Origin of the sequence: Pasteurella oralis (genome assembly GCF_042681465.1) — a bacterium.
In the GTDB taxonomy this organism is placed as follows: domain Bacteria; phylum Pseudomonadota; class Gammaproteobacteria; order Enterobacterales; family Pasteurellaceae; genus Pasteurella; species Pasteurella oralis.
Genome location: NZ_JBHUFP010000004.1, coordinates 449344 through 465456 on the forward strand (window position 1 = coordinate 449344; position 16113 = coordinate 465456).

Consider the following 16113-nt stretch of genomic DNA (forward strand, 5'->3'; position numbering starts at 1 on the left):
GTTTTAAGGCAAGGCGTATTCTATTTTGTATTAAGTTGTTTGTGAAGTATTATTTTTTACAATACTTATTTTCCTTTTTTCGCGACAACTTGACTTAGAATGACTAATCCTAATGACAAGATAATCATAATTGTTGCTAACGCGTTAACTTCAGGCGTAACACCTGTTTTTACCAGTGAGAAAATTTTCAGTGGTAAAATTTCATAGCTTACACCACTAACAAATGATGAAACAACGACATCATCTAATGAAATAGTAAAGCTAAGTAACCAACCTGAAATGATAGCTGGTAATGCTAGTGGGAAAATAATTTTACGTAAAATCGTGATTTCACCTGCACCAAGATCTTTCGCCGCTTCAAGCATTTTGGCATCAAAACCTTTAAGGCGTGAAAAAATGGTCACTACTACATAAGGCAAACAGAATGTGATATGTGCCAATAATAATGATAAAAAGCCTAAATTAATGCCAACAATCATGAATAAAGCAAGGAGTGATACTGCCATAACGATATCTGGTGACATCATCACGATAAATAACATACCGCTTACTGCTTGTTTGCCACGAAAACGGTAGCGATATAGTGCAATTGCAGTCAATCCACCAATGATTGTGGCTATTGTCGCAGCAAAAAATGCAATTGTGACTGAGTGGATGGCAGCTTGGATAAGCGTGTCATTGTTAAATAAGCGCTCATACCATTTCCAGCTAAAGCCTTTCCAAGTTAAACCATAACGATCATCATTAAACGAATTTGTCACTAAGATAATGATTGGGATATACAAATAAGCGTATACCACAAGCATAAAAATATTGCGTAGTAAACGGCTCATTATTCCAACTCCATTTTTTTATTCATTAATTTACTTGCTTTGTAGTAAACAAAAATGAGCAATGCCATCAGAATGGTTAAACCAATACTGATTGCAGAACCAAATGGCCAGTTACGTGAAATTAAGAATTCGCTCTTAATGACGTTACCGACTAATAAGACTTTTGCTCCACCTAATAGATCTGCAACGTAGAACATGCCCATTGCTGGTAATAATACTAATAAGCAGCCTGCGATGATACCTGGCATAGTTAGTGGAATAATCACTTTAATAAAACGCTGGAATGCATTTGCGCCTAAATCTTTTGCAGCCTCGAGCAAACGATGATCTAGTTTTTCGATTGCCGCATAGAGTGGCAAAATCATAAATGGCAAGAGTAAATAAACTAAGCCAATAACTACTGCAACTTCAGTATTTAAGATACGGATTGGAGTATCAATAATACCAAGTGCCATTAGTGTATTATTGAGAATACCTTTAACACCTAAAAAGATTTTCATACCATAAATACGAATTAGCGAGTTAGTCCAGAAAGGCAACACGACTAAAAAGAGTAGAAATGGGCGATATTTAGGGTTGATTTTAGTTAATAAGAACGCAAAAGGATAGCCAATGATTAAGCAGACAAGCGTTGCTAAGCCTGACATATACAATGAATTCCATACAACTTGAGCATAAAGTGGCTCAAATAGGCGTGCGTAGTTTTCAAATGTAAATGGCAGCGCATAAAAATGACTACTGTCACGAGTTAAAAAACTGACAATAAGAACCAATAGATTTGGCGCAAGTACAAAGAAAATCAACCAGCCAAAGATAACGGCAATAGTTGATTTTTGAAAGGCATTATTCTTCATCGCTCAACACAACCTCCCAGCCCTCGTGCCATGTTAATGCCACTTTTTGACCTAAAGAGTGATCAATATTTGGATCGTCTTCATTAAAGAATTCGCTAACTAGCACGGTCATCCCATTATGATCTAATGTGATATTAGATTCTAATGTCATACCTTTATAGTTACGATCAGCTACGTGTCCAATAATGGCTTTGGAGCTTTGATTTTCATCGAGTTCTTCGATCAGAATATCTTCTGGGCGGAGTAAAACTTTCAATTTTTGTTCTGGTGTAACATCAAGTGTGGTGTAAATCTCGCAAATGCGACCTTCGACATTAGCGCGTACACGTTTTTCATCAATACGTTCTAGTACAGTGGCATTAAAAATATTGATTTCACCAATAAATTTAGCAACAAAGAGATTTTTAGGCTCTTCATAAATTTCACGTGGAGAACCATCTTGCTGGATATGACCTTTACGTAGCACGATAATACGATCAGACATTGTGAGTGCTTCTTCTTGATCATGGGTGACAAAAATGAATGTAATCCCTAATTTACGTTGCAATGCTTTTAATTCATTTTGCATTTGTTTACGTAATTTATAGTCCAGCGCAGAAAGCGATTCATCAAGTAACAATACTTTTGGTTTATTTACAACGGCACGTGCGATAGCGATACGTTGTTGTTGACCCCCAGATAGTTGAGCAGGTTTGCTATCTGCATATTCTTCAAGTTGAACCATACGTAATGCTTCTAATACACGAGGTTTAATTTCTGCATTAGGCACTTTTTGCATACGTAAGCCGAATGCCACATTTTCAAAAATTGTCATATGTGGAAATAGGGCATAACTTTGAAAAACAGTATTGACATGACGATGTTCAGCAGGAATGTTTGTGATATCTTCACCGTCAAGAATAATATGACCAGAATCTAATTCTTCTAAGCCTGCAAGTAATCGTAAAACCGTAGTTTTACCACAACCAGAAGGACCAAGAATGGTTAAAAACTCCCCATTATTGATAGTTAAATTAAAGTTTTCAATGATGGTTTTATTACCATAGGATTTAGTAATAGAACGAAGCTCAATAATAGGCTTGTTTTGAACTGAACTTTCCACTAGCTTTGGTTTTCTCCCTAATGTACCGATGATTTAGGTATTGAGTAGAAACAAATGCCAACAGAGAAACTGTTGGCGCTTACGATTAAAAAATAAATGCTAATGATATAGCGATTATTTAATAAATAAAAGTGATTTTATAAAAAAATTAAAGGAAAAAAGGAGAATTACTTCAGTGAGAAACAATATGATTTTCAAACAGCATTTTGTGGTCTAAAGACAAATTATAGCTTTTGCCAAAATTAACGGAAAAAGTTGTGATATATCAATGAATAGAGAAAGATTTGCCGTTAGACTTAAACAATTATTTTGTCGCGAGTAAATTTTATGTTGAATGAAGATCAAGAATATCGATTATTAGAGCGTTTTTTGCACTACACGACTTATGATACTCAATCTAAAGTTGGTGCTAAGCTTTCGCCGAGTTCACAAGGGCAATTGAAATTAGCGAAACACTTGCAGCAGGAGTTAGTCGCTTTAGGTTTAAAAGAGATTGAAGTATCAAAAAATGCTGTTGTAACAGCCTTCCTTCCTTCTAATATTGATCCTAACTCTCCAACTATTGGTTTAATTGCTCATTTAGATACCGCAACTGAATGTAGTGGTAAAAATGTGCAAGCTGAAGTGATTGAAAATTATCGTGGAGGTGATATTGCATTGGGAATGGGAGAAGAATTTATTAGCCCTGCACATTATCATTTTTTACATCAATTAGTTGGGAAAACATTGATTGTTGCTGATGGTAATACGTTATTAGGGGCGGATAATAAAGCTGGAATTGCAGAAATTATGACCGCACTTTCAGTATTGAAAGATAATAATTTACCACATTGTAATATTCGAGTGGCTTTTACGCCTGATGAAGAAATTGGATTAGGTATGCAATTTTTCCCATTGGAAAATTTCTCTTGTGATTGGGCATATACCATCGATGGCGGTGAAGTAGGCGAATTAGAATATGAGAATTTTAATGCAGCAAGCGCAGTTGTTACGATTGAAGGAATTAATATTCATACAGGCTCTGCAAAAGATAAAATGATTAATGCGTTAAGTTTAGCCTGTGAGTTTCAACAAGGTTTTCCTAGTGAGGAAACACCAGAAAGAACGGAGGGCAAACAGGGATTTTATCATCTCAGTCGCTTTATTGGTGATGTAGAAAAAGCTGAATTACATTATTTGATTCGTGATTTTGAGCAAGAAGGATTTTTACAACGTAAAGCATTTATTCAGCAACTTGTTGATGAGTTTAATACGAAGAAATCATTGAAAAAACCTGTATTAGTCGAAATTACAGATAGTTATAAGAATATGAATGATGTTGTTAAAACTGTGCCGCAGGCTGTTGAACTTGCAGATAAAGCAATGTTGCGATGTGGTATTCAACCTATTCATAAAGCGATTCGAGGCGGTACAGATGGCGCATGGCTAGCAGAAAAAGGATTAGCATGTCCAAACATCTTTACTGGTGGTTATAATTTTCACAGTAAGCATGAGTTGATTACTTTAGAAGGGATGAAAAGTGCAGTGAATGTGATTACAACAATCGTTGCATTGGCTTTGGAATAATCATTCTTTTCACCGAAATTGGAGGCAAAACAGACCGCACTTTGTTCATCAAGTGCGGTCTGTTTTTTACAAATTTTACGCTTATTTTGGTAATGCGCCAGAATTCCATTGTGGCGCATCAGCTGGGCGTTTGATTTGTAGTAAAAAATGTTGATTAGCTTTTGCAGCAGGTTGAATGACAGTAGTTGTTGGTGTAGAGAAGGCAATGCCTCCTTTCAATAATTGCTGCACTGAGCCTGTGTTGACTTCTGCACCGCTTAACCCAAAGCTAAAATCATAGCCTGCGGCAATCCAGAATTCTGAATTTTCGCGTACCAAATGTTTATATTTTTGTGCAATTAGAATATGGACAAAGACACGATCACCTAGCTCATTTAATTTAATTTGATTTATCGTGCCCACTTCTACACCTCGATATAATACAGGTGATCCTGTTGTGATATTAAGTGCATCATGGGTTTCCAATACGAGTGGGAAGCCTTGGGCGTATTGATTATTTTTACGTGGTGCAGATTGAATCAATTGGAATTGCGTTTTTGTTTTTCCAGAACCCATTTCAACATCAATATAAGGTTGTAATAAGCTCTCTAAATTTTCAATGCCCCCTGCTGAAATTTGTGGTGAAATTAGCGTAAATCGGCTACCTTCTTTTGCCACTAATGCCATGTATTGTGGGTTAATTAATGCTTTTGCGATAACTTTATTACTTTTCGTGTCTAAATTAATTTGATCAATTTCGCCGATAGTTAAACCGAGGTAGCGTAAGCTCATTCCTTTAACTAAATTAGTTGCGTCATCAGTTGTGAAAGTGAGTTGCTGTCCTGCTGATTTTGCACGTAATTCATTTGGATAAAGAGTATTAGGTGAACCATTTCCAGTATTATCAAAACTCACCGCACCTTTTAGCGAGCGAGCAATAGGCGTTGCCTGAATACTAATCCCTTTTGCAGTAATATCAATTTGAGCTGCACTTTCTACCCAGAAAATACTTTTACTGGTTAATAACTCTCGATGTTTTGGATAAATAAAAACATCGACCTCAAATGTTTTAGCTTTTGGGCGAATTTCTAAAATTTTCCCTACTTCATATTGGCGGTATAGTACTAACGAACCCTGACTAATACTTGGTAATGTCGCAGTTGTTAAGGTAATTGTTGGGGTTAATTTACCATCTGTAATACCAGATTCAGCATGAGTAATATCTTTATATAAAGGGTAGTGAGCGAGTGGTTGTCCCTGATTTTGTTGACCACCCAAGACACGAATACCTCCTTGTAGCCATTTTTCTGGTGAAGCAGCTTCAAATCGTAATCCATTTACATCTAAGTTGATATCTAAATTAGACGCGGCGATAAAGCGAGTATCTTGGTGAATTAAATGGCGATATTTTTCTGCAATAGCAATTTTAAAAGTTACCCCTTCAATATCAAGAGTTTGGGCGATAATTTCTCCAATAGTGATATTGTTATAGTAAATAGGTTGACCTTCACTTACACCATAAGTTTCTGGGGAAGTTAATGTTAAAACCAGTGTATTAGGTTGTTGCAGTAATAATTCATTTTCTTTAATAACGGTAAAGCTGGTTTGTGGTTCACCTAGACCGGCAATCACTTCAAAATATTCGCCACGTAGCAAATTTTGAATATTGGCAAGATCACCTAAACTCAGTTTTTTATTACGTAAAACAATATTGGTTTTGTTGGTAAAAAGATCGACTGTTAACGGATCAACGAGTAATGTTCCAGTTAATAGCTCAGCATTATTTTCGATTTCATTAAGCTCTGACAAAACGCCAATTTGTTTATTTTGGTAATATACGCTGGTTTGTCCCGTTTGTAGTCCTGATGTATTTGGTAGCGTAATTGTTATCGGAATTCCACGTTTAGCCGCATTGAAATTCGCGTAAAGTGTAAATTTGTCATGATTTTGTGCAAGTTCGCTATGACTTGGCGAATCAAAAGCTACAGCACCTTGTACAATTGCATTTAAGCTATCAACATTGATATTAATGCCAGATAAACCAATTTGTGCATCAATGCCACTAATATTCCAGAAGTGGCTGTCTTTTTTGACAAAATGAGCGTAGGCTTTATCAATAACTAAGTTGATTGATACTTTCTTACCATCCTCAACAAAACGGTAATCGTAGATTTTACCAACAGGTAATTTTTTAAAATAGACAGACGCACCAATTGAAATTGAGCCCAGATCATCTGCTAATAAATGCACTAATAGATCACCATCATCAACTTGCGCAATAGGACCTTCTGTTTCAGCCACAAATTTATCTTCGCTGTCACCATCACCTGGTTGTAAAGTGATATAGTTGCCTGACACTAAAGCATCGATGCCCGAGATTCCAGCCAGTGAGGCGCTTGGTTTCACTAACCAAAACTTGGTGTTTTCACGTAAAACGGTTTTAGCTTCAGGATAGATATTAGCAATAACCTCAACTTGTTTGAGGTCATTCGTAAAACTGACTTTTTTAACAACGCCAATTTGTAATCCTTGATAACGAACTTGTGTTTTACCCGCAACTAATCCTTCACCATTAGCAAAAGTGATTTTGATGGTATATCCCTGCTCTTGAATAATTTGGAAAAAAAGTATTGCGCCAATACAAAGTGCAATAAAGGGCAAGAGCCAGAAAGGTGAAATCCGTCTGACTTGTTTTAAATTGGCTTTTGCTTCTGTATAAATTTGTTCAACAGCGTCATTGTGATGATTGTTTGTCATAGATTTTCCAAATTAAGCGACTATCAAATTGTGAAGTCGATATCATAGTTAAAAATACGGCAATACCAAAGTAGAATGCCGCAGGTCCTACAGAGAAATCAATGATTTGTCCACGTGCAACTAGGGACATCATTAAGGCTAGTACAAAGAGATCAAGCATGGACCAGCGACCTACAAAGTGTACAAAATGTAATAAACGCATTTGCCATTTTATGGCGTGTTTTAATTGAAAATGTACACAAATCAGCAAATACAGCATGATAATAATTTTACTAATGGGAACAAAAATACTTGCTACAAAGACAACAAAAGCAATTAAATAACTCCCCATGTTGATAAAACTCAATACACCAGACATTAATGTATCTTCGCTTGGTGCACCATTTAAATAAACGACTGACATTGGCAAAATATTCGCTGGGATAATCATAATAATGCCCGCGATTAGAGTTGCCCATGTACGCTGCAATTTAATCTCTGGTGATAAATGGAGGTAAGACTGGCAGCGTGGACAAATTGCTCGTTGCTTATCATCATAATCCGCTTGAGCGAAGCTATATTGACATTCAGTACAAAAGTGCGGTTGATTATCTGTTGGTATTTCGGTTAATGGATGGTTATTGGGATAAAAGTCATTCCAAAGTGCTTTGGGATTTAGTTTAATAAAAAGCAATGTTGTCAGTAGTGCTGTAAAGACGAAAGCAATTAAGTAAATGTCGATTTGCAACGTGGCGTATTCACGTACTTTGAACATTGTTACTGCAAGAGCGACTAAATAAACATCAAACATCACCCAAGGTTTAATATAAGTAAGTGAAATTAACAGATTACGAGGTTTGATGCGAAGAAGTTGGGAAATCCGTAATAAAATTACTAGTAAAGCAAAAGAAATAGGCATAAAAACGGCACAAATGAAAACGAGAAATGCCGTATAAGGATAACCTTGAGTTGCCATTTTCCATACACCACCCCAAACAGAGGCATCAATTTTCGAACCTAAGAGATCAATACTGAGTAAAGGATAATTGAGCGCGAAAGGCATTAGAATCAAAATAGATAAAGCTAACATGGCACAACGATGTAAGCTCCAGCGATCTGTTGAACTCAGTGCATTGTGACAACGTGGGCATTCAGCATACTGTTGCTCCTGCAATGGAGGAAAAGAAACAACCGCATCACAATCAGAGCAACAGACTAATTCATTTGTAGGTTTGTGAGATATGGTGTTTATCATATGAGTTAACGCACTAGAATCAACATTAAAGAAGGGATATTCTATACTGTCTAAAAAAATTTGGGAATAGCCATTATAACTGCGCTAAAAGCAGTATTACTTTCTATTTAGAAACGTAAATTAACGTATTTATATGATTATATAATTGTCATTTTTTCTGAAAGTGAGCTAAACTATGTCGAGTTTTTTCTAGTAGAAATGTATATTCAGGAAGAGAGAATGAGCGAACTCCAAAAATTAACAAATAATAAAGAAATCATTGCTTATTTAGTGGAAAAATTTCCACTTTGTTTTTCATTGGAAGGCGAGGCAAAACCATTGAAAATAGGGTTGTTCCAAGACTTAGCCGAAGCGTTGAAAGATGATGAACGTGTGAGTAAAACTCAATTGCGCCAAGCATTACGTGCTTATACATCGAATTGGCGTTATTTACATGGTTGTAAGTTAGGTGCAGAACGTATTGATTTACAAGGTAATGCTTGTGGTGTATTAGAGCAAGAGCATGCCGCGCATGCTGCCACTCAGCTTGCAGAAGCAAAAGCGAAAGTCGCAGAAAAACGCGCGGCAGAGAAAGCTGCTAACCCAGAGAAAAAACGTCCTGTTCGCTATACAGAAGCAAAATTAGCGCAAACAAAAGAAGCTAGAACTGAGAGAAAACCAAAACTGGTACGTAAACCAAAAGTAAAATTAAATACGGTTGATTTCTCAACATTGCAAAAAGGTGATTCAGTGAAAGTCAAGGTCGGAGGCAGTCCTAAAAATGCTATTGTATTAGAGATAGTGAAAGAATCAGCTCGAGTACAATTAGATAATGGGGTTGTTATTAATGTTTCAGCTGAACATTTATTTGCATAAATTTAAATGAAGATGAAAATGCCATCATGCTCGATGGCATTTGTGTATTTTAAGTTATAAGTTATATTCTCTTTTTTAGGAATCATAAATGAGATTATGTAGAGCTAAAGGTTACTTAACAGCACTTTTGTTAGGCACTTTTTTTATGAACTTCAATGTCGTACAGGCAGTGCAGCCAAAAATTAAACAAAGCGATATTGTGATTCCACAACCTACAGAAGAAAATCAATTAGCCACTAAACGTGCTACAACGCGTTTAACGCAAAGTCATTATCGTAAATTTCAACTTGATGATGCATTTTCACAGAAGATTTTCGAGCGTTATTTAAAATCATTAGATTTCAGCCGAAATATTTTTTTGCAATCTGATGTTGAGGAAATGAGAGAAAAATTTGCTACTAAGTTTGATGAGTCATTAAATGAAGGTAATCTTGCAATTGCATTTGAAATGTATGATTTAATGATGAAAAAACGTTATGAACGCTACAAATATGCACTTTCCTTATTAGACAAAGAACCAAATTTATCGGGAGATGATCAAATTGAAATTGATCGTGAAAAAGCGGATTGGGCAAAAGATGTGGCAGAGCTTGATAAATTATGGCAACAGCGTGTTAAAAATGATGTGATTAATCAGAAGTTAAAAGGGAAAAAGTGGTTAGATATTAGGAAAACTCTAACTAAGCGTTATGATTTAGCAATTCGTCGTTTAACTCAAACTAAAGCTGATGATATTCTTCAAGTTTATTTAAATGCGTTTGCGCGAGAAATTGATCCACATACAAGTTATTTAGCACCACGTACAGCCAAAAGCTTTAATGAAAGTATGAATCTTTCTTTAGAAGGCATTGGCGCCACATTACAACAAACAGAAGATGATGGTACCACTATTAAATCTTTAGTCCCTGGCGCGCCAGCAGAACGGAGTAAAAAATTAAAAGCTGGCGATCGTATTATTGGCGTTGGTCAGGCAACAGGAGAGATTGAAGATGTGGTTGGCTGGCGTTTAGAAGATATTGTTGACAAAATTAAAGGTAAAAAAGGCACAAAAGTACGTTTAGAAATTGAGCCAGCAAAAGGTGGTAAGTCTAAAGTGATTACTTTAACTCGTGATAAAGTAAGAATTGAAGATCAAGCTGCCAAATTGACGATAAGTAAAGTAGATGATCAAACTGTTGCTTCGATTAAAATCCCAAGTTTCTATATTGGTTTGACGCAAGATGTGCGTAAATTGCTTGCGGAAATGAAAATCAAGAAAGCAAAGGCATTGATTATTGATTTACGTGACAATGGTGGTGGTGCTTTGACCGAAGCAGTGGCATTGAGCGGATTATTTATTAGTGATGGGCCAATTGTGCAAGTACGTGATGCATTCCAACGTATCCGTATTCATGAGGATCCTGATAGTGAACAAGTTTATTCTGGACCATTATTCGTCATGATTAACCGTTTTAGTGCATCTGCATCGGAGATTTTTGCTGCGGCAGTGCAAGATTATAATCGTGGTATTGTGATTGGGCAAAATACTTTTGGTAAAGGAACAGTACAACAGAGCCGCTCATTGAATTTTGCTTTTGATGCAAATCAGGAACCATTAGGTTTGATTCAATATACTATCCAAAAATTTTACCGAATTGATGGTGGAAGTACGCAATTGAAGGGGGTGGCTGCTGATATTGATTTCCCTGCCGCAATTGATGCCAAAGAGTATGGAGAAGAAAAAGAAGATAATGCATTGCCATGGGATAAAATTCCTGCGGCGAATTATGTGGAAGTTGCACAAGCAAGAGATGCAGTTCCTTTCTTGAATAAAAATCATCTTGAGCGTATTGCCAAGGATCCAGAATTTATCGCATTAAATGAAGAACTCAAAATTCGAGATGAACGTAGTGAACGTAAATATTTGTCTTTGAATTATCAAACACGTAAAGTTGAAAATGATAAAGATGATGCAAGACGGTTAAAAGAGTTAAATGCGCGCTTCAAACGAGAGGGCAAAAAACCATTAAAAGATTTAGATAGCCTGCCAAAAGATTATGAGGCACCTGATTTTTATCTCAAAGAGGCAGAAAAAATAGCAGCAGATTTACTGAAATTAGAAATAGAAAAAGCTAGATTAGCTCAAGTAAAATTAAATTAGGTTTATTTTGACCGCACTTTATAGCTAGAAGTGCGGTCGTTTTCTAATTATTTTAAGGAACTATGTCATGTTAAACATCAAATCATTTAAGTTTGTACAATTCGCATTTTTGTTTTCCTCGTTGTATGCGACGAATGTACTTGCTAATCCAGAGAATCGAGATTCAGTGGATGTTAGTACAGAGTTAGTGCAAGACGCGGATATTTTAACTAATCAACAACTTGAATTAGAAGCAAAAGCGATTGAAGATCAACTTGCGGCTGAAAAGAAACTTGAAGAAGAACGTATTGCCGCAGAGAAACAAGCGTTAGCGGAAGAACAACTGAATGCAAAGTTAGGTGAGATAGAATTACAATTTAAACCAACTGTTGCCAAAATTTATGCAGAGAATAATTTTCAGCCTCTTTGGCATGATAATGCAGTAGAAAAACAGTTTTTGCGTGAATATGCAATGTTAGTCGTGAGTGGTATTTCTAAAAATTCTGCAGCTATTTTAGCCAAAATAGACGCAATGCCAGAAGCGAGCTTTGAGCGTGATGCGTTGTTGACAGACACATTTTTAGATTACATGTATTATAGCCATAACATCGTTAAATCTGCCCAAAAATGGCTTTATTCCGCAAATAATTATAAGTCTGGCTTACCAACAGAGGCTCAAATCTCAAGTTGGTTAAGTGCAATTCAAACAGGAAATATGCCAGCGTTTTTAAATACGCTGGCGACTGAAAATAATTTATATAAACAAACATTAGCAGCATTGCCTGAATTAATTAATACGCCAAATATAGATAAAGAGGCTTTGGCAAAGCTATATAAATTGGCAATTAATGCTCAGCGTTTACGAGTACTCCCTGTATTTGAAGATGGCTTATTCGTTAATATTCCTAGCTATGAATTAGATTATTACCGTGATGGTAAACTCGTTTTAAGCTCTAAAGTTATTGTTGGCAAAAAAGCGCGTAAAACGCCTGTGTTATACAGTAAGTTGAGCAATGTAGTTGTTAATCCACCTTGGAATACACCAACACGTTTAATTAATGAAGATATTATTCCAAAGGTACGTAAAGATCCAAGTTATATTTATCGTAATGGTTATACTATTATTGATAGTAAAGGTAAGACTATCGACCCTTATACTATTGATTGGGAAAACATGACGGCGAAAAAATTTCCATATCGCTTACGTCAAGCACCAGGCGATAGTGCATTAGGTAATTTTAAATTTAATATGCCAAGTTCTGATGCCATTTTTTTACATGATACGCCAAGTCGAGGTTTATTTGCGAAGAAAGATCGTGCTTTAAGTTCAGGTTGTGTGCGTGTTGAGAAAGCTGATGAATTAGCCACAATTTTATTGAAAGAAGCAGGTTGGTCTGAAGAAAGAAAACGGAGCACGTTACAAAGCCGTAAAACAACTTCAGCGAATGTGACCTCAAATAATCCAGTATTTTTATATTATGTCACAACTTGGGTAAATAGCGGTAAGACCTATACGTTACCAGATATTTATGGTTATGATGTGACGCCAAATTTAAGTTATATTAATTGGGATATTATTAGAAAATACGTAAATTAATGTCATTTTTGTTAAAAATTAAGCTAATTTTCCCTTCCATTTTGAAGGGAAATAGGTAAAATTAATACGTTTTCTTAGTTTGAGAACTAATATTAATTACGTTGGTCAAAACAAACATCAAATAACATAGAGACATTAACAGAATGAATAGTATTAACCATAGTCGTCGCAAATGGTTATCCTTAGGTGGAATTGTATTAGGTGCTGCTTTATTACCTAATAGCTTGTTAGCTGCTGTTTCAACCCCAAAACCACGTATTTTACGTTTTAGAAATATTAATACAGGGGATAAATTCAGTTCTGAATTTTTACCGAGTAAAGGATTCTCATCAGTTGCTTTAAAAAAATTGGATTATTTAATGCGTGATAAACGTAATAATCATATGCATAGAATGGATCCAAAACTATTTTTAAAATTCTATCGTTTACAAACAAGTTTGGGTTTACGTAATAGTGAAATTCAAATTATTTGTGGTTATCGTTCGCCAGCCAGTAATGCCGCAATGCGCCGTAAAAGTCGTGGAGTAGCAAGCAATAGTTATCATACACGTGGACAGGCTATTGATTTTCGCATTGATGGCGTACCATTAGCTAAGCTTCGACAAGCGGCAGAAAAGTTGAATAATGGTGGTGTAGGTTATTATCCTCGCAGTAATTTTATTCATATTGATACTGGTCCAGTAAGAACTTGGCGCGGTGTCTAATAGAGTAAAGCTAGCTAGAGAGTAAAACGAGAGTCAATTTTTTAAAAAAACGAGCCGCACTTTGAGTGCGGTTTTCTTATTTAGCAGTAGAGAGATGCAATGAATATTGAAATTATTCCAGTAACGGCTTTTCAACAAAATTGTTCTTTAATTTGGGATGAGTATAAGAATGCGGCAATTATTGATCCTGGTGGTGAAGCAGATAAATTAATTAAACGTATTGAGGAGCTTGAATTAAATTTAAAGACAATTTTATTAACACATGGGCATCTTGATCATGTTGGCGCCGCGCCTAAAATTAAGCAGCATTTTCAAGTCGATATAATTGGTCCTAATTCATTAGATGATTATTGGTTCGCCCAATTGCCTCAGCAATCACAAAAATTTGGTTTATTTGAAATTGCCGCGTTTGAGCCTGATCGTTGGTTAAATCAAGAAGGGGAAATTATTGAGATCGGTGAGATAAAATTTGAGGTCTTGCATTTACCAGGTCATACGCCTGGACATATTGGTTTTATAGAACATCAAAAACGCATTAGTTTTACAGGAGATGTATTATTTAAGCAAAGTATTGGTCGTACGGATTTTCCTGGCGGAGATCATCAAACCTTATTAAAAGTGATTCGTGAAAAATTATATCCTTTAGGTGATGATATGATTATTGTAGCAGGACATGGACCTTATACGACTATTGGTCAGGAGAAGCAAAGTAACCCATTTGTGCGTTAAGTCAGATTTGATAAAAATATCCCAGTAGTATGGGGTATTTTTGTTTCTATGTGTCACACACGGATAATTTTTGTTGCTGCTTTAAATAAAAAATTTGGATAGAAGGAAAAGCGAAGACTGAGACGATGGTGCACTGTGATGTGGTCAGCCTAAAATCGCATAGTTAAGATAGGACTTGAATTTGTTAACCTGTAGCTCGTTAGCAAAATTAGCATAAAGATAAAAGGCAGCGCTTTAAGCTGCCTTTTGCACTTATTTGAACTAAAGTGCGGTCTGTTTTTGACAAATTTTATAACTGATTTTTCTCCATCGCATCGAATGTGCGTTCAGTTTCACCCATATAAAGCTGGCGAGGACGTACAATTTTCATATTACCTGGTTTGAACATTTCTTTCCAATGTGCGATCCAACCGACAGTTCTTGCAAGCGCAAATATAACTGTAAACATAGAAGTCGGTATACCAATTGCTTTTAAGATGATACCTGAATAGAAATCGACGTTTGGATAGAGTTTGTGATCAATAAAATAAGGATCACTTAATGCAATACGTTCAAGCTCCATTGCAACATCAAATAATGGATTTTGAATATTAAGTTCTTTCAATACTTCATGGCAAGTCTGGCGCATCACTTTGGCTCGAGGGTCGTAGTTTTTATATACGCGGTGTCCAAAGCCCATTAAACGGAATGGATCATTCTTATCTTTTGCACGTGTAATAAATTGTGGAATGCGCTCAACTGTACCGATTTCTTCCAGCATATTGATACAAGCTTCATTGGCACCACCATGAGCAGGTCCCCATAACGACGCAATTCCAGCTGCGATACAAGCAAATGGGTTAGCGCCAGAGGAAGCGGCTGTACGCACAGTAGATGTTGAGGCATTTTGTTCATGATCGGCATGTAAAATAAAGATACGATCCATTGCACGTTCTAATACTGGATTAACGATATAAGGCTCACAGGGTGTTGCAAACATCATATATAAAAAGTTACCAGAATAAGAAAGGTGATTCTGTGGGAACATGAATGGTTGACCAATCGAATATTTATAACACATCGCAGCAAGCGTTGGCATTTTAGCCAGTAAACGAATCGCAGTAAGTTCACGGTGTGCAATATCATTAATATCAAGAGAATCGTGGTAGAATGCCGCAAGTGCACCACTTACCCCACACATGATTGCCATTGGGTGAGAATCGCGACGGAAACCGTGGAAGAAGCGCGAGATTTGTTCATGTACTAGAGTATGGCGGCGAACAAGTTGAGTAAAATTTTTATATTCTTCAGCGCTAGGACGTTCTCCAAATAATAATAAATGTGCAACTTCAAGATAATCTGCATTTTTGGCAAGCTCGGCGATAGGATAACCTCGATGTAATAAAATGCCATTATCACCATCAATATAAGTAATTTCAGAGCGGCAACATGCGGTTGACATAAATCCAGGGTCGAAGGTGAATAATTTATTCTTGACTAAAGATTGTACATCTACCGCGTCATAGCCAAGAGAGCCTTTATGTACTGGTAGGTCGTATTCACGTCCATCGCTAAGGGTCAGTTTTGCAGTTAGTTCAGACATAAGTCATCCTTCCTTTATATTAGTTGTGTTTTATTGCATTTCCATTAACTATAACGCTTAAAAAGTCAAGTGTCTTTATTATTGTTAAAAAAAAATTGTAAATAAAATGTTATTTTCTAAAAGTGCGACAGAGATCAAAAAATAGCAAAAATGTTAATGTTGTGTTACATAATTGTATTGCTTATTCAGCTGTTTTGCTTTT

Annotated in this window: 12 protein-coding genes; 6 read left to right on the forward strand and 6 right to left on the reverse strand. The window is 36.1% G+C overall.

Features of this window, described 5'->3' with window-relative positions:
• Nucleotides 1-65 precede the first annotated feature (65 nt).
• From potC to potA, 3 genes are read right to left on the reverse strand one after another with little or no spacing between them, the layout of a single operon-like run.
• Nucleotides 66-833: a spermidine/putrescine ABC transporter permease PotC gene (gene potC, locus ACFSAV_RS03890; RefSeq protein WP_101774775.1), complete on the reverse strand. Its 768-nt coding sequence runs from the start codon at nt 831-833 to the stop codon at nt 66-68.
• Nucleotides 833-1687, reverse strand: a complete 855-nt coding sequence (gene potB / locus ACFSAV_RS03895; RefSeq protein WP_101774776.1) for a spermidine/putrescine ABC transporter permease PotB — start codon at nt 1685-1687, stop codon at nt 833-835. The genes potC and potB overlap by 1 nt, the downstream gene beginning before the upstream one ends.
• On the reverse strand, nt 1677-2789 hold the full coding sequence (gene potA, locus ACFSAV_RS03900; protein ID WP_167383024.1) for a spermidine/putrescine ABC transporter ATP-binding protein PotA: 1113 nt from the start codon (nt 2787-2789) through the stop codon (nt 1677-1679). The genes potB and potA overlap by 11 nt, the downstream gene beginning before the upstream one ends.
• A 327-nt stretch (nt 2790-3116) precedes the next feature.
• Between potA and pepT the strand changes: the two genes are divergently transcribed.
• Nucleotides 3117-4355 (forward strand): peptidase T, encoded by a 1239-nt coding sequence (pepT, locus tag ACFSAV_RS03905; protein ID WP_379096386.1) that lies wholly within the window; start codon nt 3117-3119, stop codon nt 4353-4355.
• An 81-nt stretch (nt 4356-4436) separates the two neighbouring features.
• On the opposite strand, the gene ACFSAV_RS03910 is transcribed toward pepT, so the two are convergent.
• Together ACFSAV_RS03910 and ACFSAV_RS03915 are read right to left on the reverse strand one after the other, a co-directional pair.
• Nucleotides 4437-7091, reverse strand: a complete 2655-nt coding sequence (locus tag ACFSAV_RS03910) for a PqiB family protein (RefSeq protein WP_101774779.1) — start codon at nt 7089-7091, stop codon at nt 4437-4439.
• Nucleotides 7069-8325, reverse strand: coding sequence for a paraquat-inducible protein A (locus ACFSAV_RS03915; RefSeq protein ID WP_101774780.1), 1257 nt, complete (start codon nt 8323-8325; stop codon nt 7069-7071). Before ACFSAV_RS03915 ends, ACFSAV_RS03910 begins: the two co-directional genes overlap by 23 nt.
• Before the next feature lie 219 nt (nt 8326-8544).
• Between ACFSAV_RS03915 and proQ the strand changes: the two genes are divergently transcribed.
• From proQ to ACFSAV_RS03940, 5 genes are all read left to right on the forward strand, one after another.
• A complete protein-coding gene (proQ, locus tag ACFSAV_RS03920; protein WP_379096391.1) occupies nt 8545-9180 on the forward strand; it encodes an RNA chaperone ProQ in 636 nt (211 codons plus the stop codon).
• An 88-nt stretch (nt 9181-9268) separates the two neighbouring features.
• A complete protein-coding gene (prc, locus tag ACFSAV_RS03925; RefSeq protein WP_465263141.1) occupies nt 9269-11320 on the forward strand; it encodes a carboxy terminal-processing peptidase in 2052 nt (683 codons plus the stop codon).
• Nucleotides 11321-11387: 67 nt separating this feature from the next.
• The gene (locus ACFSAV_RS03930) at nt 11388-12896 is read left to right on the forward strand and encodes a L,D-transpeptidase family protein (protein WP_101774783.1); all 1509 of its coding nucleotides are present in this window, start codon (nt 11388-11390) and stop codon (nt 12894-12896) included.
• Between the two features lie 143 nt (nt 12897-13039).
• Nucleotides 13040-13600: a peptidoglycan L,D-endopeptidase MepK gene (mepK, locus tag ACFSAV_RS03935; protein WP_101774784.1), complete on the forward strand. Its 561-nt coding sequence runs from the start codon at nt 13040-13042 to the stop codon at nt 13598-13600.
• A 99-nt stretch (nt 13601-13699) separates the two neighbouring features.
• A complete protein-coding gene (locus ACFSAV_RS03940; RefSeq protein WP_379096395.1) occupies nt 13700-14329 on the forward strand; it encodes an MBL fold metallo-hydrolase in 630 nt (209 codons plus the stop codon).
• Nucleotides 14330-14618: 289 nt separating this feature from the next.
• Here ACFSAV_RS03940 and ACFSAV_RS03945 read toward each other — a convergent pair whose 3' ends face one another.
• Complete coding sequence (locus tag ACFSAV_RS03945) at nt 14619-15911, reverse strand: citrate synthase (protein WP_379096398.1); 1293 nt, start codon at nt 15909-15911, stop codon at nt 14619-14621.
• Nucleotides 15912-16113: the final 202 nt, after the last annotated feature.

What these genes read in the sequence shown, in the direction of transcription:
- ACFSAV_RS03910 (WP_101774779.1), bottom strand. Translation starts at nt 7,091, where the DNA reads ATGACAAACAATCATCACAATGACGCTGTTGAACAAATTTATACAGAA.
- ACFSAV_RS03945 (WP_379096398.1), bottom strand. Translation starts at nt 15,911, where the DNA reads ATGTCTGAACTAACTGCAAAACTGACCCTTAGCGATGGACGTGAATAC.
- ACFSAV_RS03940 (WP_379096395.1), top strand. Translation starts at nt 13,700, where the DNA reads ATGAATATTGAAATTATTCCAGTAACGGCTTTTCAACAAAATTGTTCT.
- proQ (WP_379096391.1), top strand. Translation starts at nt 8,545, where the DNA reads ATGAGCGAACTCCAAAAATTAACAAATAATAAAGAAATCATTGCTTAT.
- potC (WP_101774775.1), bottom strand. Translation starts at nt 833, where the DNA reads ATGAGCCGTTTACTACGCAATATTTTTATGCTTGTGGTATACGCTTAT.
- ACFSAV_RS03930 (WP_101774783.1), top strand. Translation starts at nt 11,388, where the DNA reads ATGTTAAACATCAAATCATTTAAGTTTGTACAATTCGCATTTTTGTTT.
- pepT (WP_379096386.1), top strand. Translation starts at nt 3,117, where the DNA reads ATGTTGAATGAAGATCAAGAATATCGATTATTAGAGCGTTTTTTGCAC.
- prc (WP_465263141.1), top strand. Translation starts at nt 9,269, where the DNA reads ATGAGATTATGTAGAGCTAAAGGTTACTTAACAGCACTTTTGTTAGGC.
- ACFSAV_RS03915 (WP_101774780.1), bottom strand. Translation starts at nt 8,325, where the DNA reads ATGATAAACACCATATCTCACAAACCTACAAATGAATTAGTCTGTTGC.
- mepK (WP_101774784.1), top strand. Translation starts at nt 13,040, where the DNA reads ATGAATAGTATTAACCATAGTCGTCGCAAATGGTTATCCTTAGGTGGA.
- potB (WP_101774776.1), bottom strand. Translation starts at nt 1,687, where the DNA reads ATGAAGAATAATGCCTTTCAAAAATCAACTATTGCCGTTATCTTTGGC.